Origin of the sequence: Streptomyces coelicoflavus (assembly GCF_003112555.1) — a bacterium.
Classification (GTDB): domain Bacteria; phylum Actinomycetota; class Actinomycetes; order Streptomycetales; family Streptomycetaceae; genus Streptomyces; species Streptomyces coelicoflavus.
This window is the reverse complement of the sequence record NZ_BEWB01000006.1, coordinates 500,911-521,650: the sequence shown is the minus strand read 5'-3', so window position 1 is coordinate 521,650 and position 20,740 is coordinate 500,911. Positions and strand designations below refer to the sequence as shown.

Here is a 20,740-nt window from a genome sequence, read left to right as displayed (position 1 = left end):
ACTGCCTCTGACCACGCGGGAATCCCGTTCCTTGGACACGGATTGCGGGTATCGGGATTTCTGCGGGACGAACTGCACGCGCCGCGCGCAGTCCCGGACGGATGGATTCGACACGCGTGACGGAGCACCCGACATCCTTCGACCGCCCCTCGACGGGCGGCGACCCCACGGATCCCCGCGGGGCGCTCCTGCGTACCCCCGTGCCGCCGGACACCTCCGGGCCGGCCTTACCGGCCCAGGGGCGCACCGGACGGACCCCGACCGCCGCGGGCGCGGGCTCCCCGGGGACCTTCGAGCACGCCCAGCCGGGCGCCGAGCAGGCCGCCGAGCCCGACGCGCACCGGCCGCGTCCCGTGTCCGAGGGCGTCCCGGTCCAGCCGGACGGCGGGCAGCCGGCCGGCGCCCGGTCCGGCGACGTACCTCCGGCGGACACGGCGCCGGGCGACGTGGCCGCGGGTGCCCTGCCCCCGGGTGAGGTGGCCCCGGGTGACGTCGCCCCGGGCGGCGGACCGGCCGGTCCGGTGCGTCCGGGGTCCGGGGAGCCGGCCGGTGTCGCGGGCCGGCCCGGAGAGGCACCGGAGCCGGACCGGCGTACCGGGCAGCCCACCGCGCCCGGCCGGCCCACGCCCATGCGGCGGGACGGGGACCGGCTGCGCTTCGTGGGCGCCGCGACCCGGCGGATCGCCCGGGGCATGGACCTCGACGAGATCGTGATGGGGCTGTGCCGGGCCACCGTGCCGACGTTCGCGGACGCCATCCTGGTCTATCTGCGCGAGCCGCTGCCCGTCGGCGACGAGCGGCCCACCGGCCCCCTGGTGCTGCGGCTGCGGCGCACCGACCGCATACCGGCCGAGCGGGACACCGAGGGCGGCTTCGCCCCCGTGCCCCAGCCCGAGCCCACGGAGCTGGAGACGGTCGGCGCCGAGCTGTGCGAGGTGCGGCCGGGCAGCGCGCTGGCCGAGGTGCTGCGCGGGGTGCGCCCGGTCTTCACGGACACCCCGGCCGCCCGCGCCGCGCTGCCGGAACTGCTGGGCGAGGAGCGCGACTTCCCCCTGCCCGACGGCCGCAGGGCGATCCTCGCGCCGTTGCGCGGCCGCCGCCGGGTGATCGGCGCCGCGCTGTTCCTGCGCGGCCCGGAGCGCATCGCCTTCGAGGCCGACGACCTGCTGGTGGCGGCGCAGCTCGCCACGCACAGCGCGCTGGGCATCGACAAGGCGGTGCTGTACGGGCGCGAGGCGTACATCGCCGACGAGTTGCAGCGCACGATGCTCCCGGAGAACCTCCCGCGCTGCACCGGCGTACGGCTGGCCTCCCGCTACCTCCCGGCCGCCGAGACCGCGCGGGTCGGCGGCGACTGGTACGACGCCATCCCGCTGCCGGGCAGCCGGGTCGCGCTGGTCGTCGGGGACGTGATGGGCCATTCCATGACGTCGGCGGCCATCATGGGCCAGCTGCGGACCACGGCGCAGACCCTGGCCGGGCTCGACCTGCCGCCGCAGGAGGTGCTGCACCACCTGGACGAGCAGGCGCAGCGCCTGGGCACCGACCGCATGGCGACCTGCCTGTACGCGGTGTACGACCCGGTCACGCACCGCATCACCGTCGCCAACGCCGGCCACCCGCCGCCCGTCCTGCTGCACCTGGGCGGCCACGCCGAGGTGCTGCGGGTGCCGGCCGGCGCCCCGATCGGCGTGGGCGGCGTGGACTTCGAGGCCGTGGAGCTGGACGCCCCGGCCGGCGCGACCCTGCTGCTGTACACGGACGGCCTGGTCGAGTCCCGGCTGCGCGACGTGTGGACCGGCATAGAGCAGCTGCGGGAGCGCCTGGCGGCGACCGCACAGCTCACCGGACCCGACCATCCGCCGCCCCTCGAAGCCCTCTGCGACGAGGTGCTCGACATGCTCGGCCCGGGCGACCGGGACGACGACATCGCGCTGCTCGCCGCCCGCTTCGACGGCATCGCGCCCAGCGACGTCGCGTACTGGTTCCTGGAGCCGGAGGACGCGGCGCCCGGCAAGGCCCGCCGCCTGGCCCGGCGCGCACTCGCCCGCTGGGGCATGGAGGACCTCACGGACTCCGTGGAGCTGCTCGTCAGCGAGGTCGTGACCAACGCGGTGCGGTACGCCTCGAAGCCGGTCACCCTGCGCCTGCTGCGCACGGATGTGCTGCGCTGCGAGGTCGGCGACGACGTGCCGCAGCTGCCCCGGCTGCGGCAGGCGCGGGCGACCGACGAGGGCGGGCGCGGGCTGTACCTGGTGAACCGGCTGGCCCGGCGCTGGGGCGCCACGCGGCTGAGCACCGGCAAGGTGGTGTGGTTCGAGCTGAACCGCGGCTGATCCGCGACCGGCGGGCAGCAGCGCGCGAAGGGGCGCCCGGTGCTCACCGGGCGCCCCTTCGCGCGTCCTGGCGACGTCCGCCGGTCTACGGCACCAGGTCCCCGTCGGGGAACTCCGGGTCGCCCGACTCGGTGGACCCGCCGCCGTCCGGCGGTGTCTCGCCGCTGGACGCGCTGTTCGACGGCGACTGCGTCGGCGACTCGGGCGGCTCCTCGGTCGTCGGCTCCTTCGACGGGGGTGCCTCGGTCGTCGGATCGTCCGACGTGGGCGGTGCCTCGGTCGTCTCCTCCTGGGACGGCGACTGGCTCGGCGACTCGGAGGTCGTCGCGGACTTGGTGGGCTTCACCGCGGCGCCCTGCTTGGTGTCCAGGTCGAACTTGGTGACCTCGTCCATGACGCCGAAGGTGTACGCGGCCCAGATCTCCGCCGGGGGGCCACCGCCGTTGACGCGGTAGTCGACGCCGGCCGCCTTGTACATCGGGACCTGGGCGTGCGGGGGCTTGTCGTCCTCGCCGAACAGGCCGACCGAGGTGACCAGCTCGGGCGTGAAGCCGGTGAACCAGGCCGACTTGTTGTTGTCGGACGTACCGGTCTTGCCGGCCACCTGCTGACCGTCGCGCAGCGGGTTGTTGCGTACGGACTCCCTGGCCGTACCGTCGTCGACCACGCCGGTGAGTACCGACGTCACCGTGTCGGCGGCCTCCCGGCTGATGACCCGCTCGCCGATGGGGTCGGGCATCTCGATCGTGCGGTCCTTGTGCTCGACCGACTTCACGACCGCGGGGGTGACCTTCTTGCCGTGGTTGTCGAGGGTCGCGTAGACACCGGCCATCTCCATGGGGCTGGCGCCCATACTGCCCAGGGTCTGCGCGGGCACGGGGTCGTCGCCCTCGGTGTCCATGCCGAGATCGGCGGCGACCTTCATGACCTCGGTCATGCCCACGTCGATGCCCATCTGGGCGAAGACGGAGTTGACCGACTGGTTCATCGCCTCCTGGACGTCGATCTCGCCGTAGTCGACGTCGTTCTCGTTGGGCGGGGCGAAGCCGACCTCCTTGCCGTCGTCCACCACGGGGCGCTTGCTGTCGCCGTCGTAGCGGGTGCTGGCCGTGATCGGCACGCCGTCCTGGGTCTCGGCGTCGTGGTCGACGGCGGCGGCGAGGATCACCGGCTTGAAGGTGGAGGCGGGCTGGTAGTCGTCGCGGGTGGCGTTGCTGGTGTAGTGCTTCAGGTAGTTCACGCCGCCGTACATCGCCACGACGGAGCCGGTCTTCGGGTCGACGGAGACCGCTCCGGCCTGGACGTCGGCGTCGACCTCGCGCTTGTCGGGGTCCAGCCTGCTGGTGAGCTTGGCCTTGACCGCCTTCTCCAGCGCGGCCTGCTTCTTCTTGTCGATGTTGAGGGTGACGGTGTAGCCGCCGAGGTCCACCAGGGCCTTGGCCTGCTCCATGTCCTCGGCGGCGCCCTGGGCGACGAGCTGCTTCTTGAGGGCGTAGTCGGCCGCGTCCACGAGGTAGCCGATCTGGCCCTCCTTGCCGGCGGCGGGCTTCGGCTCCTCGGGCTCCGGGAAGGTCATGTCCTTCCGGTCGCCCGCGTCCAGCCACTTCTGCTCGACCATGTTGTCCAGGACGTAGTTCCAGCGCTGCTGGACGAGCTTCTTGCCGGTCTCGCTCGCGATCGCCCAGTCGTACTGGTTCGGTGCCTGGAGCAGGGCCGCGAGATAGGCGCCCTCTTCGACCGTCAGGTCCTCGGCGTCGACGCGGTAGTACGCCTGGGCCGCGGCCTGGATGCCGTAGGCGCCGCGGCCGTAGTAACTGGTGTTGATGTAGCCGGCGAGGATGTACTCCTTGGACTTCTTCTGGTCCAGCTTCAGCGAGATGACCAGTTCCTTGAGCTTGCGCGTGACCGTCTGTTCCTGGGTCAGGTAGTAGTTCTTGACGTACTGCTGGGTGATCGTCGAACCGCCCTGCGCGCCCTTGCCGGAGAGGGTGTTGAGGACGCCGCGGGCGGTGCCCTTGAGGTCGACGCCCGAGTCCTTGTAGAAGGTCTTGTTCTCGGCGGCGACGAACGTGCGCTGGACGTCCTTGGGGATCTTGGCGAGGTCGACGATCTCGCGGTTGCGGTCACCGGTGCGCGCCATGACGCTGCCGTCGCTGTACTTGTAGACGTTGCTCTGGAGATCGGCCTCGGGGTTGCCCTCGGGGATGTCAATCACCATGTACAGCACGATGAAGGCACCCATGCCGAGCAGGCAGAGGCCGAAGAACGTGCCGAGGATCTTCTTCCAGGTGAACAGCCGGCGTATGCGGCTCTTCCCGCCCGCGGCTCCGCCGGCAGCCCCGGCCGCGCCCGACGAACGGCGGCGTTTCGGCGCCGCGCGGCGTCCACCGCGCTGCCGCGCTCTTCTCTCGTCCGCACGTCCCATGGGTCCGATCCGCTCCGCTTCGGTCATCTGTGGGCACGTCTCGCTCACGCGTCACACAGGTTCGTCGCTCAGGTCAGCTCAGAAAGCTAACACCGGGAGATATGACAAAGGGCAACCGATCCAGCCTTGTACGGACGTGAGAATCAGCACCCGCTCCACAGGAACCGACGTGCGAGAGGGGTTCAGGGTTGTGATCCGAGGGTAAAGTGATATCACTTAGTAAGCGATGAGTGAGCAGTCAGAGAACGGGGGACCACCCATGTCCACGCACGATGCCCCGCAGGTCACCGCCGATGTGCCCGAGATGCCGGCGCCACGGGTGCGCGAGCAGCAGGCGCACAGCATCGGCGGCGGTTTCGCGCTGCTGCTCGGCCTGGTCGGACTGCTGGTCGGCGCCGGCCTGATCGCCACCGCCACGGCGGTCGACTCGACCGGGGGCAAGGCCGTCCTGATCATCGGCGGCATCCTGATCGCCCTGGCCGCCTTCCTCGCGATGTGCGGCCTGAACATGGTGGCGCCGGGCGAGGCCCGCGTGGTGCAGCTCTTCGGGCGGTACCGGGGGACGATCCGGCAGGACGGCCTGCGCTGGGTCAACCCCTTCACCTCCCGCACCAAGATCTCGACGCGGGTGCGCAACCACGAGACGGCCGTCCTGAAGGTGAACGACGCCTACGGCAACCCCATCGAGCTGGCGGCGGTCGTGGTGTGGCGGGTGGAGGACACCGCGCAGGCCACCTTCGAGGTGGACGACTACGTCGAGTTCGTCTCCACCCAGACCGAGGCGGCCGTGCGGCACATCGCCATCGAGTACCCCTACGACGCCCACGAGGAGGACGGCCTGTCGCTGCGCGGCAACGCCGAGGAGATCACCGAGAAGCTCGCCGTCGAGCTGCACGCGCGCGTGGAGGCGGCCGGCGTGCAGATCATCGAGTCCCGCTTCACGCACCTCGCGTACGCGCCGGAGATCGCCTCGGCGATGCTCCAGCGGCAGCAGGCCGGTGCGGTGGTCGCCGCGCGGCGGCAGATCGTGGACGGCGCGGTCGGCATGGTCGAGGCGGCGCTCGCCCGGATCAGCGAGCAGGGCATCGTGGAGATGGACGACGAGCGCAAGGCGGCGATGGTGTCCAACCTGATGGTCGTGCTCTGCGGGGACCGCGCCGCCCAGCCGGTCCTGAACACGGGGACGCTCTACCAGTGACGACTCCGTCCGAGGATTCCGCGCCCGGGGAGCCCGCGCCCCAGCCGTCCGCGCCCCGGGACTCCGCCAAGGACTCCGCGCCGTCCGGGGGCCCGGCTCCCAGGCGCCGGCCGCAGCAGCGCAAGCAGGTGCTGCTGCGGCTGGACCCGCAGGTGTACGAGGCGCTGGCCCGCTGGGCGGGCGACGAGCTGCGGTCGGCCAACGCCCAGATCGAGTTCCTGCTCCGCAGGGCGCTGGCGGAGGCCGGCCGGCTGCCCGGCGACACCGGGCCGCTGCCACGCCGGGGCCGTCCGCCGGGGGGCGGCCGCCCGGGGGCCGCGCCACCGCCCTGACCGTCGGGGCGGAGGCCGGCCCTCCGTCGTAGCGGAACCGTGACAATCGCCCCCGACCTGCACTCCCGCACCCACCGCACACCCGTCCCGCACCCGCCGCCACGGTCTCTGCACCGTGCGTATACATGGCGCGTATACACCGTGTGTAGAGTGCTCCGCATGTCCATCGGTCACACCCTCCTCGGGCTCCTGGAGTCCGGGCCGCGCCACGGTTACGACCTCAAGCGCGCCTTCGACGAGAAGTTCGGTCACGACCGGCCGCTCCACTACGGCCAGGTCTATTCGACGATGTCCCGCCTGCTGAAGAACGGCCTCGTCGTCGTCGACGGCATCGAGGCGGGCGGCGGTCCCGAACGCAAGCGGTACGCGATCACCGACGAGGGGATCACCGACGTACAGCGGTGGCTCGCCACGCCGGAGAAGCCCGAGCCGTATCTCCAGTCGACGCTGTACACCAAGGTCGTCCTCGCGCTGCTCACCCACCGCGACGCCGCCGACGTCCTCGACACCCAGCGTTCGGAGCACCTGCGCAGCATGCGCATCCTGACCGACCGCAAACGCAAGGGCGACCTCGCGGACCAGCTCATCTGCGACCACGCACTCTTCCACCTCGAGGCCGACCTGCGCTGGCTGGAACTGACCGCCGCGCGCCTCGACAAGCTCCGTGAGGCGGTAGCCCGATGACTCCCCCCGCAGGCTCCCTGCTCTCGGCGGACCAGCTCCGCAAGGCCTACGGCCCCACGCTCGCCCTCGACGGCGCCGAGTTCTCCATCCATCCCGGCGAGGTCGTCGCCGTCATGGGCCCCTCCGGCTCCGGCAAGTCGACGCTGCTGCACTGCCTCGCCGGCATCGTGCCGCCCGACTCGGGAACGATCACGTACAACGGGCGTGAGCTGTCCGCCATGTCCGACGCCCAGCGCAGTGCGCTGCGCCGCTCGGACTTCGGGTTCGTGTTCCAGTTCGGCCAGCTGGTGCCGGAGCTGACCTGTGTCGAGAACGTGGCCCTGCCGCTGCGGCTGAACGGCACCTCCCGCAAGGAGGCCGAGCGGGCCGCGCTGAGCTGGATGGAGCGGCTGGAGGTCGACGACCTCAGGAAGAAGCGGCCCGGTGAGGTGTCCGGCGGCCAGGGGCAGCGGGTCGCGGTGGCGCGCTCGCTGGTCACCAACCCCCGCGTGCTCTTCGCCGACGAGCCGACCGGCGCGCTGGACTCCCTCAACGGCGAGCGCGTCATGGAACTCCTCACGGACGCCGCCCGCTCCACCAACGCGGCCGTCGTACTGGTCACGCACGAGGCCCGGGTGGCCGCCTACTCCGACCGCGAGATCGTCGTACGGGACGGCAAGTCCCGGGACATGGAGCGGGTCGTATGAACGTGCGCCAGTGGGCCGCCGACCTGATGCTGGGCGTCCGCTTCGCCTTCACCGGCGGCCGCGAGGGCTGGACCCGGGCCGTACTGACGGCCGTCGGCGTCGGCCTCGGCGTGGCGCTGCTGCTGCTGACGACGGCACTGCCGAACGCGCTCACCGTCCGGCACGACCGGGAGGCGGCGCGCTCCGACATCACCTTCGCCATCCAGCCGATGCCGAAGGCGAACGACACGCTCGTCATCGCCGACGTCGACGAGGACTTCCGCGACAAGCAGGTCCGGGGCCGGGCCATGGAGCCCGAGGGTCCCAGGGCGCCGCTGCCGCCCGGGGTGGACGAGTTCCCGGCGGTGGGCGAGATGGTGGTCTCCCCCGCGCTGAAGGAGCTGCTGGACTCGGACTCCGGCGCGCTGCTGGGCGAGCGGCTGCCGTACCGGATCGTCGGCACGATCTCGGAGGAAGGGCTGATCGGCTCGGCCGAACTCGCCTACTACCGGGGCGCGGAAGGGCTCGCCGAACACATCACGCCGGGCAACGTCGAGCGCATCGACCGGTTCGGCGACCCGGAACCGGTCGAGGAGCAGTCCGACCCGGTGCTGATCCTGCTGATCCTCGTCGTCTTCGTGGTGCTGCTGATGCCGGTCGCGGTGTTCATCGCCGCCGCCGTACGGTTCGGCGGCGAGCGACGGGACCGGCGGCTCGCGGCGCTGCGCCTGGTGGGCTCCGACAGCCGCATGACCCGGCGCATCGCCGCCGGTGAGGCCATGGCCGGCGCGATCCTCGGGCTGCTCTTCGGTGCCGGGTTCTTCATGGTCGGACGGCAACTCGCGGGCAGTGCCGAGGTGTACCGCATCAGCGTGTTCCCCAGCTACCTCAATCCCTCGCCGGCGCTGGCCCTGCTGGTGGCGGTGGCGGTGCCGGCGGCGGCGGTGCTGGTGACGCTGTTCGCGCTGCGCGGGGTGGTCATCGAGCCGCTCGGCGTGGTGCGTGCCGGACGCCCGGCGCGGCGCCGGCTGTGGTGGCGGCTGCTGCTGCCGCTGGCCGGACTGGCGATGCTCTACCCGATGATCGGCAACGGCCGGGACAACGGCGACTTCAACCAGTACCTGGTGACCGGCGGTGTCGTCCTGCTCCTGGTCGGCGTCACCGCACTCCTGCCGTGGATCGTGGAGAGCGTCGTCGCCCGGCTCGGTTCGGGCGGTGTGGCCTGGCAGCTGGCCGTGCGCAGGCTGCAGCTGAGCAGCGGTACGGCGGCCCGGATGGTCAACGGCATCGCGGTGGCCGTCGCCGGGGCGATCGCCCTTCAGATGCTGTTCGCCGGCGTGGACGACGACTACACCAAGTCCACCGGGCAGGACGTGTCGTGGGCCCAGATGGAGGCGATCCTGCCGAGCGGGGTCCCACTGGACCGGGCGGCCGAGAAGTTCCGCGACACCAAGGGTGTGAAGGCCGTCTTCGCCTACTCCGAGAGCTGGCTGGGCGACCGCCCCCAGGACCCGGACAACGGCACGACGCTGACCGTGGGCGACTGCGCCGCACTGCGGGAGATCGCCCGCCTGCCCTCGTGCGCCGAAGGGGACGTGTTCGTCGTCCACGGCGCCGAGTGGGACGGCGAGGAGGACGTGACGAAGCTGGCCGCGCCGGGCCGGAAGCTCTACGTGGACCCGTCCTACGAGGGCGGCCCGGAGCGTCCGGCGGTCCCCTGGACGATGCCGGAGGGCGTCAAGGCCGCGAAGCCGCGCACCGGTCTGCTGGCCGGAATCGACCGGGGCGGCTTCCTGATGACGCGGGAGGCGATGCCGGACGCGTTCGCGCCGGCGCTGGACGGGCACGCCTACCTCCGGCTGGACGAGTCGGTACCGGACGTGCACGACCTGGTACGGAACACCACGGCGGCCATCGACCCGCTGGCGGACGCCATGACCTGGGCGTCGACCGAGCGGACCGACCGGTTCGACGCCATCCGCACCGGCCTGTTCGTGGGGGCGGCGTGTGTGCTGGCCCTGATCGGCGCCAGTCTGCTGGTCTCGCAGCTGGAGCAGCTGCGCGAGCGGAAGAAGCTGCTGTCGGCCCTGGTCGCCTTCGGCACCCGGCGCCGCACGCTCAGCCTGTCGGTGCTGTGGCAGACGGCGATTCCCATCGTGCTGGGCCTGCTGCTCGCCTCGGTGGTGGGCCTGACCCTGGGCACGGTGCTCCTGAAGATGACGGGCACCCCGGTCGGCGTCGACTGGACCGGCGTCCTCGCCATGACCGGCATCGGCGCGGGGGTCGTCCTGGTGGTGACGCTGTGCAGCCTGCCGCCGCTGCTGCGGCTGATGCGGCCGGAGGGGCTCCGGACGGAGTAGCCGCGCCGTACACCGCCCGGCCGAGCGACCGCCCGACGGGGCGGTCGCTCAGCCGTGCACCGTCCGCACCGGCAGGTCCGCCATCGCCTCCCGCAGGGCCGCGGCCAGTTCCCCGTACTCCGCCGAGCGGGCCGCGCCCGTGCGCATGGCGAGGGCGATACGGCGGGTGGGGGCCGGGTCGGTGAAGGACGCGGTGAGGAGCTGGCTGGAGCGCGAGGTCTCCACCCGGACGGCGGTGCGCGGCAGCAGCGTCACCCCGAGGCCGCCCGCCACCAGCTGCACCAGCGTCGAGAGGCCGGCGGCCGTGGTCGTGGCGGGGACACCCGCGCGGCCCGCCTCCCGGCAGATGTCGAGCGCCTGGTCGCGCAGGCAGTGCCCCTCGTCGAGCAGCAGCAGCTTGAGCTCGCGCAGCACCGAGCGTTCGAGGCCCTCCCGGCCGCCCAGCCGGTGGTCGAGCGGCGTGACCAGGACGAAGTCCTCGTCGAAGAGCGGGAGTTCGGTGACGCCGGGGACACCGAGGGGGACCGCGAGCAGCAGCAGGTCGAGCCGGCCGGTCGTCAGGCCCTCCAGGAGACTGGCCGTCTGCTCCTCGTGGACCTGGAGGTCGAGGTCGGGATAGCGCTCGTGGACGAGACGCAGCACCGTCGGCAGCAGGTACGGCGCCACGGTGGGGATCACACCGAGCCGCAGCGCGCCGGTGAAGGGCGCCCGCACCGCCTCCGCCTCCTCCAGCAGCGCGCCGACCTCCGCCAGTACGGCCTTGGTCCGCACCGCGAGCCGTTCCCCGGCGGGTGAGAGCAGCACCTTGCGCGTCGTACGCTCCAGGAGGGTGACACCGAGTGCCTCCTCCAGGGCGGAGACGGCTCCGGAGAGCGCCGGCTGGCTCATGCCGATCGCGGCGGCCGCGTCGCGGAAATGCAGGTGCTCGGCGACCGCGTCGAAAGCCCGCAGCTGGGCGAGGCTGGGCTGCCTCTTCTTCCCGGACACTAATAGCCACCTCCGATCAACTCGACCGATTGTAGCTATTTCCCTAATCAATGCACCCTGTGCCAACATCAACAACGTCCAACCCATGGGAAACACTCGCAAAATGGGTGTTTCTTCGCTGCGCTTTTGGAGAGCACGTGCTCACTGTCGGTGACAAGTTCCCCGAGTTCGATCTGACCGCCTGTGTCTCGCTGGAGAAGGGCAAGGAGTTCCAGCAGATCAACCACAAGACCTACGAGGGTCAGTGGAAGGTCGTCTTCGCGTGGCCCAAGGACTTCACCTTCGTGTGCCCGACCGAGATCGCCGCCTTCGGCAAGCTGAACGACGAGTTCGCCGACCGTGACGCCCAGGTCCTCGGCTTCTCCGGCGACTCCGAGTTCGTGCACCACGCCTGGCGCAAGGACCACCCGGACCTGACCGACCTGCCCTTCCCGATGCTGGCCGACTCGAAGCACGAGCTCATGCGTGACCTCGGCATCGAGGGCGAGGACGGCTTCGCGCAGCGCGCGGTCTTCATCGTGGACCAGAACAACGAGATCCAGTTCACGATGGTCACCGCCGGCTCCGTCGGCCGTAACCCCAAGGAGGTCCTGCGGGTCCTCGACGCCCTCCAGACCGACGAGCTCTGCCCGTGCAACTGGAGCAAGGGCGACGAGACCCTGGACCCGGTCGCGCTGCTGTCGGGGGAGTGAGCTGACATGTCCCTCGACTCCCTGAAGTCCGCCGTACCGGACTACGCCAAGGACCTGAAGCTCAACCTGGGTTCGGTCATCGGCAACTCCGACCTCCCGGCGCAGCAGCTGTGGGGCACCGTGCTGGCGACCGCCATCGCCTCGCGCTCCCCCATCGTCCTGCGCGAGCTGGAGCCGGAGGCGAAGGCGAACCTGTCGCCGGAGGCGTACTCGGCCGCCAAGTCGGCCGCCGCCGTCATGGCGATGAACAACGTCTTCTACCGCACCCGGCACCTGCTGTCGGACCACGAGTACGGCACCCTGCGCGCCGGTCTGCGGATGAACGTCATCGGCAACCCGGGCGTCGACAAGGTCGACTTCGAGCTGTGGTCCTTCGCGGTGTCCGCCATCAACGGCTGCGGCATGTGCCTGGACTCGCACGAGCAGGTGCTCCGCAAGGCCGGCGTGGACCGCGAGACGATCCAGGAGGCGTTCAAGATCGCCGCCGTGGTCGAGGCCGTCGGCGTCACGCTGGACGCCGAGGCGGTCCTGGCCGCCGAGTAGTCCCGCTTCGCACGGCACCGACGACAACGGGCCCCGCTCACCGGAAGGTGGGCGGGGCCCGTTCGCGTACCGGCACCCGGGGGCGGCGGCGCTCCGCTAAGCCGGGGAGGCGTCCGACGGCGGACCGGCCTTCGGGGGCTCCTGTGCCTCCTGGACCCCCGGTGCCCGGCCGAGCGCCGGGGCGGCGTCGGTCGAGGTGGCGCCGTGCGGCTTCGGCCGCTGCCGCAGGGCGGCTTCACGGGAGTACGCCCGCAGATAGCCCACGACGGTGTTGGTCACCGCCACCAGCGGCACGGCGACCACGGCGCCGCCGATGCCTGCCACCATGCCGCCGGCGGCCACCGACAGCACCACCGCCAGCGGATGGACCCGCACCGCGCGCCCGAGGATGAACGGCTGAAGGATGTGCCCCTCGATCTGCTGCACCGCCAGCACCACCACGAGCGTCATGACCGCCGCGAACACGCCCTGCGTCACCAGCGCCACGACCACGGCGAGCGCGCCCGAGACCACGGCGCCGACGAGCGGGATGAACGCGAACAGGAAGATGAACACGGCCAGCGGGACGGCCATCGGCACGTCCAGGAAGTAGATGCCGAGTCCGATGAAGATGGCGTCGATCAGCGCGACGATCACCGTGCCGCGCACGTAGGCGGTCAGCGTCCGCCACGCGCGCGGACCCGCCCCGGCCACGCCCGGCCGGGCGGCCGCGGGCACCAGCTTCAGCGACCACTGCCAGATGCGCTTGCCGTCGTAGAGCAGGAAGAGCGTCGAGAAGGCGGCCAGCAGGATGCCGGTCAGCGCCTCGACGACGACCGTGACGCCCTCGAGTCCCGCCGACGTTATCTGGTCGGTGTTGGCGCCGACCGCTTCCCGCAGGTTCTTGGCGATCTCGTTGATCTGCTTGTCGGTGACGTGGAAGGGGCTGTTCAGCAGCCAGTTGCGCAGCTCGTCGATGCCGTCCTGGACCTGGTCGGAGAGGTTGTCGATGTTCTCCATGACCTGCCACGTGACGAACCAGCCGATCAGCCCCATGATCACGAACCCGAGGATCGCGGTCAGCGCGGTGGCGGGCCCGCGCGGTACTCCGTGCCGGCGCAGCCAGGCCACGGCCGGCTGAAGCAGCGCGGTGATCAGCAGCGCGGCCACGAACGCCAGCACCACCAGCTGCACGGCGCTGATGACGCGCATCAGCACCCACACGGTGCCCGCGAGCACCAGCAGCCGCCACCCGGCCTCCGCGGCCACCCGGACCCCCCAGGGCACGGCCTGTGCCGGATCCGGACGGCTGCCGACGGCGACCGCAGGGTGTGGCATGTGTTCCGCGGCCGCGTCCTCGGCCGCCGCGTCGCCCCCGGTGTGCGGCACGTGGTCGGAGACCGGACCCGGTCCGTCGTCCGCGTCGTGCCGGCGTGCCTCTTCCCGGCGCTGGTCCAACCGCTCGCTCATCTGCGTCAGTCCGGCGCCGAGCCGACCGAGCCACCCTGGCACTCGTGACATGATCCGTCCTCTTCCCCCGTCCTTCCCCACCACTCCCCCCTGGAGTCGTTCCGGTCCGACCGTACATGGCGGGAGCGCGAAAGCCCCTCACCGTAGGACGGTGAGGGGCTACGCGAGGTTGAGCGCGGACCGCGGGGATCCGGTTGCCCGCCTAGTACCAGTGGTTGGCCTGCCAGAAGGTCCAGGCCTCGCACGGGCTGCCGTAGCGGTTGTCCATGTAGCTGAGGCCCCACTTGATCTGGGTGGCCGGGTTGGTCCGCCAGTCGGCGCCCGCGGAGGCGTACTTGCCCGCGGGGAGGGCCTGGAAGAGGCCGTAGGCACCGGAGGAGGGGTTGACGGCCTGGTAGTTCCAGCTGGACTCGTGGTTCACGATGTTGCTGAAGCACTGGAACTGGCCGCTGGGCACCATCTGACGGGCCATCGCCTGGATCTGGCCGGTGCTGTAGGAGCTCTGGACGGCGAAGCTGGTCGACTCGCGCTTGGCGTCGCGACTGGCCGCTTCCTTCGCCTCCTCGCGCTGCTTCGCCGCTTGGGCCGCCTTCTTGGCCTTCTCCTGCTTGTCCACGGCGGTCTTGGCGGCTGCCTTGCGGGCCGCCTCCTCGGCGTCCTTCTTGGCGCTCGCGTCCGCGGCGATGGCCTGCACATCGGCCTGATGCGTCAGGGACGCGGTCTGCACCTGCGCCTGCTCACCCATGGGGATGTCGGCAAGCAGCGTCGTGCCTGCTGCCGTCGCCTCCGCGTCGTCGTTGTTCTGCGCGACGCTGCCCGAGGCAACGCCGACGACGCTTCCGACGGCGGTGACCGCCGTGGCCGAGGCCACTGCGAATCCCCGGACCGAGATCCGGCTCACACGGTTTCCTTCCAGCATCGCCCGCTTCGGTGACCCTCGCGGACGCAATCGTGCCCCTGGCACTGGCCTCCCCAACTACGGGTCACGGGAGGCACGGGCCCGGTGGACAACTCCCCTGCGGGGAGCGCCGCGTGGTGCTCGGGCGGCATACGACGCTGCTATGGAGTTGGATCTGGTGCTTCTGGGGCGCCATACCGCTGGGGGCACGGCTGTGTCGTATGCGGGGCCTGACAGGAGTGAGACTCTGCCGTAACCCGGCGGGGTGAGGCAATTCTGTGTTGCGTGTGAAAGCTCACATCCCGTTTGGCCCAGGGGATTCACGGAAATCCGCACACGCCGAGGCGCCGCCCGGCTAGGCTCTGGGCCTTTCCGGACGGCGCCGAACTGACGGGTAACCGGCCCTTGTCGGGTCGGAGTTCTCGGACGGGTCAGATGTGACCGTCCTCCAGCATTTCGGTCACAAGTGCCGCGATCTGGGACCTCTCGGAGCGCGTCAGCGTGACGTGCGCGAAGAGCGGATGCCCCTTCAGCTTCTCGACGACGGCGACCACTCCGTCGTACCTGCCGACCCGCAGATTGTCCCGTTGTGCCACGTCATGGGTGAGTACGACCCGTGAGTTGGCCCCGATCCGGGACAGCACGGTCAGCAGCACGTTGCGCTCGAGCGACTGCGCCTCGTCGACGATCACGAACGCGTCGTGCAGCGAGCGCCCCCGGATGTGGGTGAGCGGCAGCACCTCCAGCATCCCGCGCGCGGTGACCTCCTCGATGACCTCGCGGCTGGTGACGGCCGACAGCGTGTCGAAGACCGCCTGCGCCCAGGGGCTCATCTTCTCGGCCTCGGAGCCGGGCAGATAGCCGAGTTCCTGCCCGCCCACCGCGTACAGCGGCCGGAAGACCATCACCTTCTGGTGCTGCCGGCGTTCGAGCACGGCCTCCAGGCCCGCGCACAGCGCGAGCGCCGACTTGCCGGTGCCGGCCCGGCCGCCCATCGACACGATCCCGACGTCCGGGTCGAGGAGCAGGTCGAGCGCGATCCGCTGCTCGGCGCTGCGGCCCTTGATGCCGAACACCTCCCGGTCGCCGCGCACCAGCCGGACGCTGCCGTCGGGCGTGACCCGGCCGAGGGCCTTGCCGCGCTCGGACTGGATGGTCAGCCCGGTGTGCACCGGCAGCTCGGCGGCCTCGGGGACGTAAACCCGGCCCTCCTCGAAGAGCACGTCCACCTGCTCACCCGGCAGGGTGAGTTCGGACATTCCGGTCCAGCCGGAGGAGTCCGTGATGGCCAGCTCGGCGCGGTACTCCTCGGCGAGGAGACCGACGGAGGACGCCTTGATCCGGAGCGGAAGGTCCTTCGAGACGACGGTGACGTCGAAACCCTCCGCCTGCAGATTGCGGGCGACCGCCAGGATGCGGGAGTCGTTGTCCCCCAGGCGGTAGCCGCTGGGCAGCACGCTGGGGTCCGAGTGGTTGAGCTCGACGCGGACGGTGCCACCGAGGTCCCCGATCGGGATGGGGGCGTCGAGGCGACCGTGCCGTACCCGGAACTCGTCCAGCAGGCGCAGGGCCTGCCGGGCGAAGTAGCCGAGTTCGGGATGGTGCCGTTTGGCCTCCAGCTCCGTCACCACGACGATGGGGAGCACGACCTCGTGCTCGTCGAAGCGGTTCAGGGCGTTGGGGTCGGCCAGCAGGACGCTGGTGTCGAGAACATAGGTGCGCCTGTCGGGCTTGTGGCGCTTTGTGCTGGTCACCACGGAAGGACGTACCCCCTCGGAAGAGGTCGGGGAGCGACGGAGTGGACGCTGGGCCGGGAGGGCGGGAACGAGCCGCGCCGGGAGGGCGGGATCGAGCCGACCGGTCGGGGGGCCGCCGGACGGTCGTCGTCAGGCAGGTCCCTGGGGCCGCCCTGCACTGGCGCGGACCGGGGACCGGTCCTCCGCCGCGTCTTCCGTGCCGTGACCGCACGGTGGGGCTGGTGCAAAGGGCCTCCCGGGCGGACGGCTCCGTGCCGTCCGCTGAGAACCGACACCCGGGGTTCGGGCGTCGACCTGCTTGGGTTATGCCCTCGAACAAGCGCCGCCATGCCCCGACACGGGACGGCGCACCGGTGAACTCCTCGTTACGGGCGTACCGCTCACGGCACCGCGCGGGAGGACACAAAAAAACGGGCCGGTCCGTGGGGGGGGGGATACGGACCGGCCCGAGGGGGGGTTTCCACCATAACCCTTCGTAAGTGATGCTGCGTGCATCGGCACGCCACAACTACTCTCCGAAGTCGACCGGCGACGCCCGGATGCTGTCGGAGCCCCTCATTCCGCCCTGAATCATGGCCAAATCGCAGCGAACCCGGGGAGTGAGGGCGCGCGTCGGCCCTCTGCCCGAGCCGGAGGCCGGGCACGCCCGGACGGCACCCCGCTTCCCCCGTCCGGGTGACGCCACCGGTACGCCCGGACTTGACCCGGCACCGCGCAGCCCCCTCCACTGCGCGGTGCCACACGCGTAGCTTTGCTCACGCGAATTACCTGGGTCCGAATTTACGTGACCGGGTGGCCCGGGTTCGACCCGAGGAGGACACCGGTGAATAACGATGTGGACACCCGGTGAGAATCGGCGGCTGATTCCGCGCCCTGCGGCCATGCGAGCGGATATTTGCGAAGGTACGACCCTTACGTCCCGAAGGTCCACGACACGAAGCGCGGACACCGGCAGCGGACGCCGCCCGTCCCGCCCTCCTCGTCCCCCTCTGACGCCGGCTCACGACGAGGAGGACGGGGAACCCTTGACCGGCGGCCGGTACTCCTCGCGTCGACCGGCGGTTCCCGGCCATGTCGGCCGGGGCGGGATGCGGACCCACTGCGGGGGGGGAGGGAGGGGAGAGAGCGGGCCGGCTATGGCTTGCGCACGTCGAAAAGATGACGAGAGCTGTGGGCTACGAAGGGCCCGTCGGCCTTGATGCGCTCGTGCAGGTCGCGCAGCCGGTCGCGGTAGGCCTCGACGGTGAACCCGGGGACCATCCACACCACCTTGCGCAGGAAGTGGACGACGGCACCGATGTCGAAGAACTCCATCCGCAGCCGCTCGGCCCGCAGCTCCACGACCTCCAGGCCGGCCGCCTCGGCGTCGGCACGCTCACGCTCGGGACGACGGTGCAGGTGGCTGGCTTCCGGCAACGGCCCGAGGAAGTACTCGATGAGCTCGAAGACGCTGGCGGGCCCGACGTGCTGGGCGAAGTAGGTGCCGCCGGACGCGAGCACGCGGGCGATTTCGTCCCAGTGCGGCTCGACGGGATGCCGGCTCACGACCAGGTCGAAGGCGCCGTCGGCGAAGGGCAGGGGCGCGTCGTCGGCCGAGACGACCACCGGGACACCGCGCGGGCGCAGCAGCCGGGTGGCCTTGGCGACGTTGGGCGCCCAGCCCTCGGTGGCGACGACGAGCGGGGCCCGGTCCGGACCGGCGGCCTCGAGGGCGAAGTCCAGCACCTCCCCTCCCCCGGCCTGCACCTCCAGTACGGCGGTGGCGGTCCCGGCCAGCCGCTCCGCCATGGACCGCGCGTACCCCCAGGAGGGACGCGCCTCGGTGGCCCGCCCCTCGAACCAGGAGAAGTCCCACCCCTCGGTGGGGACGGCGACGGCTTCGGCCACGAGTTCGTCGAAGGAACGGGAACTGGGACGGGAACTGGAACTGGAACTGGCACGTGAACGGGTCATGACTGCGCCGCCACCAGGGGCCGGACCTGCTCGGCGGCGAACCGCACGAACCCCTCCGGGTCGGGCTCGTCGCCGGTCGGCTGGAGGATGACGGTGTCGGCCCCGGCCTCGGCCAGCCGCCGCACGGCGCCGGCAACGGCGTCCGCGCCCCCCGCGACGCCGAGGTCCGGCACGTCCGCGACGCCTTCGGCGACCAGTTCGGCCCGGAGCCGTTCACGGGCGCCGACCCCGGTGGCGGCGAGCAGATAGACGACGACCTTGTGCACGTCGTCTCCGCGTCCGGCCGCCGCACGACCCTCGTCGATGAGCCGCCGGGCGCGACGCACCCCGTCGGGCGGTGTGTTCGCGGTGAGCACGGTCCCGTCGGCGGCCTCACCCGCCAGCCGCAGCGAACGGGGCCCGGTGGCGCCGGCGAACACCTCTTCCGCCCGCTCCGGCGGCCAGTCGAGCGCGACGTCGTCGAGCTGTACGTAGCGCCCCTCCGCGCTCACCCGCTCACCCCTCAACAGCGCCCGCAGCGCGAGGAAATACTCCCTCAGCAGAGTGACCGGCGACTCGACCCGCGCCCCGACCTGCCCCATCCAGTCCTGCACCCCGTGTCCCACACCGAGGACGGCACGGCCGGGGAACATCCGGTGCAGCGTGGCGGCCTCCATCGCGGTGACGGCCACGTTCCGCAACGGCACGGGCAACAGCCCGACCCCGACCCGCACCCGCTCGGTCCACGCGAGGACGGCGGCGGCCGAGGAAATCCCGCCTTCGCGGAAACAGTCCTCCCACAGCCACAACTCGTCGAGCCCCACCTCGTCGGCGACCTGCGCCACGGCACGCAGCCGCTCGGGGGCAAGCTGGGGACGGAGTACGGCACCGAGTCCAGTCATGCGGCCTTCCTACCCTCGGCCGGGGCCGCGGTTCAACACCATTACGAGGCTGCCCCCGGAGGGTCCTCGAGGTCGTACCGTCAACGATCCCGGGGGGACGGCGGTCGAGCGCCTCAGGGGTTCACTCACGGCTGGCATTCTTCACTCCCCCGGCTCGACACGATGTCGGTCGTCTGCCAAACGCCTTCGGAGTTCTTCGCGAGCTTGGTGTTGTAGAGGACGTAACTGTCCGCCGTTGTCGGCGTGTCCTCGACCTTCCCCGTCTTCTTGTCCTTGATGAAGGACTTACTCTCGTCCGAGCAGTAGGTGACGTATGCCTCGTGCTCTCCGGAGAGGCTGACCTTGTAGTCGAAGTACCGAGTCTCGCCCACCCATGTGTGCTTCTCGTCGATGTACCCCGATACATACGTGATCGAGTCACTCAAAGCCGACTCGACGTTGTAGTAGCCGAGGGCCTTGGTGTCGGTACTGCCCGCAAAGATAGCCTCATCAACAGAGTTGGTACTCAGCGCGCTGTCCGCGAGGGCCGCGTCCTTCGCCGCGTTTCCCGTCCTCTCGTACTCGAAGACGTTCTTCGCGTCGGAAGGAAAGGTGATCTTCGGTCGGCCTTCGGCGCCTGTCCGACTCGGACTCGGAGCGGCTGACGTCTTGCTGCCCGTGACGGCAGCCGCACTCTTGTCGCTGTCCTGCGCGGCGCCGTCTTCGTCGCTGCCACACGCGGACAGCGTCAGGGCGGCAGTGGCGGTCAGCGTGAGAGCTGCGAGCAGAGTGGGGCGTCGGCGAATCACTGTCGGCTCCTCGAAGTTCGTGGTCGTGCGACGCCTACGTGATGCTTCAGCGTTTCCACGGGGCATCAAGGCGGTCCGGTACTTCATGGCCGGCACTTTGCGCTCCCCCGCTCGGAGACCAGCCGCTCCGTCACCCAGACACCCTTGCTGTTCTTGCGGAGTTTACCGGCGTACACGACATAACTGTCCTTCGTTGCCGGCGTGACCTCTGTCTTCCCCGTCTGAATGAATTTGTTGAACGACTTGCTCTGGTCTTCGCAGTACACAAGCGCGGCAGTGCCGTCCTCCTCGACGTTCACACTTTCGCCGTAATAGCGGGTCAAGCCGGTCGTTCGGGCCTTGTGATCCACAAAGTCCTGGATGTACTGCTCGCTCCCGGCCGCTGCCTCGCCTTCAGAATAAAAGCGGTATGCCTTGTGCAGCGGATCCTGCTCGGCGATAGCCATGTCCACGGCCCTGATGCGTTGTTCGGCATCGTGCAGCACCGCATCCTTGACGGGATCGCCGGTTCTGCCCCACTCGAACTTGTACGTCACGTCGGCGGGCAACGTGATCTCCGGCCGATCCACCTCGACCGGAACGCTCACAGTAGGTGACGTCGATGGATCACTGTCCGTCCCCGCTCGCGCGGTCTTGTCTCCCGTCTGGCCCGAGCTGTCGACGGTGCTGGCGCACGCGGACAGCGTCATGGCCGCTGCCGCGGTCAGCGTGAGGGCCGCGAGCAGGGCGGGACGGCGGCGAATCACTGTCGGCTCCCGGGCCGGACGAGCCTTCTCTTGAGCGAGGCAACGC

Annotated in this window: 17 protein-coding genes; 8 read left to right on the top strand and 9 right to left on the bottom strand. The window is 70.8% G+C overall.

Annotated elements, in window-relative coordinates; translation table 11 throughout:
- The first annotated feature begins 116 nt into the window (after positions 1-116).
- Complete coding sequence (locus Sco07f_RS17320; RefSeq protein WP_108988319.1) at positions 117-2,336, top strand: SpoIIE family protein phosphatase; 2,220 nt, start codon at positions 117-119, stop codon at positions 2,334-2,336.
- Positions 2,337-2,421: 85 nt separating this feature from the next.
- Here Sco07f_RS17320 and Sco07f_RS17315 read toward each other — a convergent pair whose 3' ends face one another.
- On the bottom strand, positions 2,422-4,761 hold the full coding sequence (locus Sco07f_RS17315) for a transglycosylase domain-containing protein (RefSeq protein WP_167468123.1): 2,340 nt from the start codon (positions 4,759-4,761) through the stop codon (positions 2,422-2,424).
- A 259-nt stretch (positions 4,762-5,020) separates the two neighbouring features.
- Here Sco07f_RS17315 and Sco07f_RS17310 point away from each other — a divergent pair, with 259 nt between their 5' ends.
- From Sco07f_RS17310 to Sco07f_RS17290, 5 genes are all read left to right on the top strand, one after another.
- Positions 5,021-5,959 (top strand): SPFH domain-containing protein, encoded by a 939-nt coding sequence (locus tag Sco07f_RS17310; protein WP_007444258.1) that lies wholly within the window; start codon positions 5,021-5,023, stop codon positions 5,957-5,959.
- A complete protein-coding gene (locus tag Sco07f_RS17305; RefSeq protein ID WP_167468133.1) occupies positions 5,905-6,291 on the top strand; it encodes a type II toxin-antitoxin system antitoxin in 387 nt (128 codons plus the stop codon). The genes Sco07f_RS17310 and Sco07f_RS17305 overlap by 55 nt, the downstream gene beginning before the upstream one ends.
- A gap of 159 nt (positions 6,292-6,450) precedes the next feature.
- Complete coding sequence (locus Sco07f_RS17300; protein ID WP_007444371.1) at positions 6,451-6,975, top strand: PadR family transcriptional regulator; 525 nt, start codon at positions 6,451-6,453, stop codon at positions 6,973-6,975.
- Positions 6,972-7,661, top strand: a complete 690-nt coding sequence (locus tag Sco07f_RS17295; protein WP_007444369.1) for an ABC transporter ATP-binding protein — start codon at positions 6,972-6,974, stop codon at positions 7,659-7,661. Before Sco07f_RS17300 ends, Sco07f_RS17295 begins: the two co-directional genes overlap by 4 nt.
- Positions 7,658-10,000 carry an ABC transporter permease gene (locus Sco07f_RS17290; RefSeq protein WP_007444368.1) on the top strand — a complete coding sequence of 781 codons (2,343 nt, stop codon included), beginning with the start codon at positions 7,658-7,660 and terminating at the stop codon, positions 9,998-10,000. Before Sco07f_RS17295 ends, Sco07f_RS17290 begins: the two co-directional genes overlap by 4 nt.
- Before the next feature lie 48 nt (positions 10,001-10,048).
- Here Sco07f_RS17290 and Sco07f_RS17285 read toward each other — a convergent pair whose 3' ends face one another.
- Complete coding sequence (locus Sco07f_RS17285; RefSeq protein WP_007444402.1) at positions 10,049-10,987, bottom strand: LysR substrate-binding domain-containing protein; 939 nt, start codon at positions 10,985-10,987, stop codon at positions 10,049-10,051.
- A gap of 137 nt (positions 10,988-11,124) precedes the next feature.
- On the opposite strand from Sco07f_RS17285, the gene Sco07f_RS17280 reads away from it, so the two are divergent.
- Together Sco07f_RS17280 and Sco07f_RS17275 are read left to right on the top strand one after the other, a co-directional pair.
- Complete coding sequence (locus tag Sco07f_RS17280) at positions 11,125-11,679, top strand: peroxiredoxin (protein WP_007444367.1); 555 nt, start codon at positions 11,125-11,127, stop codon at positions 11,677-11,679.
- Between the two features lie 6 nt (positions 11,680-11,685).
- Positions 11,686-12,222 (top strand): alkyl hydroperoxide reductase, encoded by a 537-nt coding sequence (locus tag Sco07f_RS17275; RefSeq protein ID WP_003973946.1) that lies wholly within the window; start codon positions 11,686-11,688, stop codon positions 12,220-12,222.
- A gap of 96 nt (positions 12,223-12,318) precedes the next feature.
- Here Sco07f_RS17275 and Sco07f_RS17270 read toward each other — a convergent pair whose 3' ends face one another.
- From Sco07f_RS17270 to Sco07f_RS17235, 7 genes are all read right to left on the bottom strand, one after another.
- Positions 12,319-13,722, bottom strand: coding sequence for an AI-2E family transporter (locus Sco07f_RS17270; RefSeq protein WP_007444401.1), 1,404 nt, complete (start codon positions 13,720-13,722; stop codon positions 12,319-12,321).
- Between the two features lie 151 nt (positions 13,723-13,873).
- Entirely contained in the window at positions 13,874-14,572 is a 699-nt protein-coding gene (locus Sco07f_RS17265; protein ID WP_007444400.1) for an aggregation-promoting factor C-terminal-like domain-containing protein, read from the bottom strand.
- A gap of 428 nt (positions 14,573-15,000) precedes the next feature.
- A complete protein-coding gene (gene phoH2 / locus Sco07f_RS17260; protein ID WP_108988317.1) occupies positions 15,001-16,326 on the bottom strand; it encodes an RNA 5'-3' helicase PhoH2 in 1,326 nt (441 codons plus the stop codon).
- Positions 16,327-17,460: 1,134 nt separating this feature from the next.
- Positions 17,461-18,279 carry a class I SAM-dependent methyltransferase gene (locus Sco07f_RS17250; RefSeq protein WP_108988315.1) on the bottom strand — a complete coding sequence of 273 codons (819 nt, stop codon included), beginning with the start codon at positions 18,277-18,279 and terminating at the stop codon, positions 17,461-17,463.
- A complete protein-coding gene (locus Sco07f_RS17245) occupies positions 18,276-19,160 on the bottom strand; it encodes an LLM class flavin-dependent oxidoreductase (RefSeq protein WP_108988314.1) in 885 nt (294 codons plus the stop codon). The genes Sco07f_RS17250 and Sco07f_RS17245 overlap by 4 nt, the downstream gene beginning before the upstream one ends.
- Positions 19,161-19,285: 125 nt before the next feature.
- Positions 19,286-19,948 carry a hypothetical protein gene (locus Sco07f_RS17240; RefSeq protein WP_108988313.1) on the bottom strand — a complete coding sequence of 221 codons (663 nt, stop codon included), beginning with the start codon at positions 19,946-19,948 and terminating at the stop codon, positions 19,286-19,288.
- A gap of 83 nt (positions 19,949-20,031) precedes the next feature.
- Entirely contained in the window at positions 20,032-20,694 is a 663-nt protein-coding gene (locus Sco07f_RS17235) for a hypothetical protein (protein ID WP_108988312.1), read from the bottom strand.
- Positions 20,695-20,740: the final 46 nt, after the last annotated feature.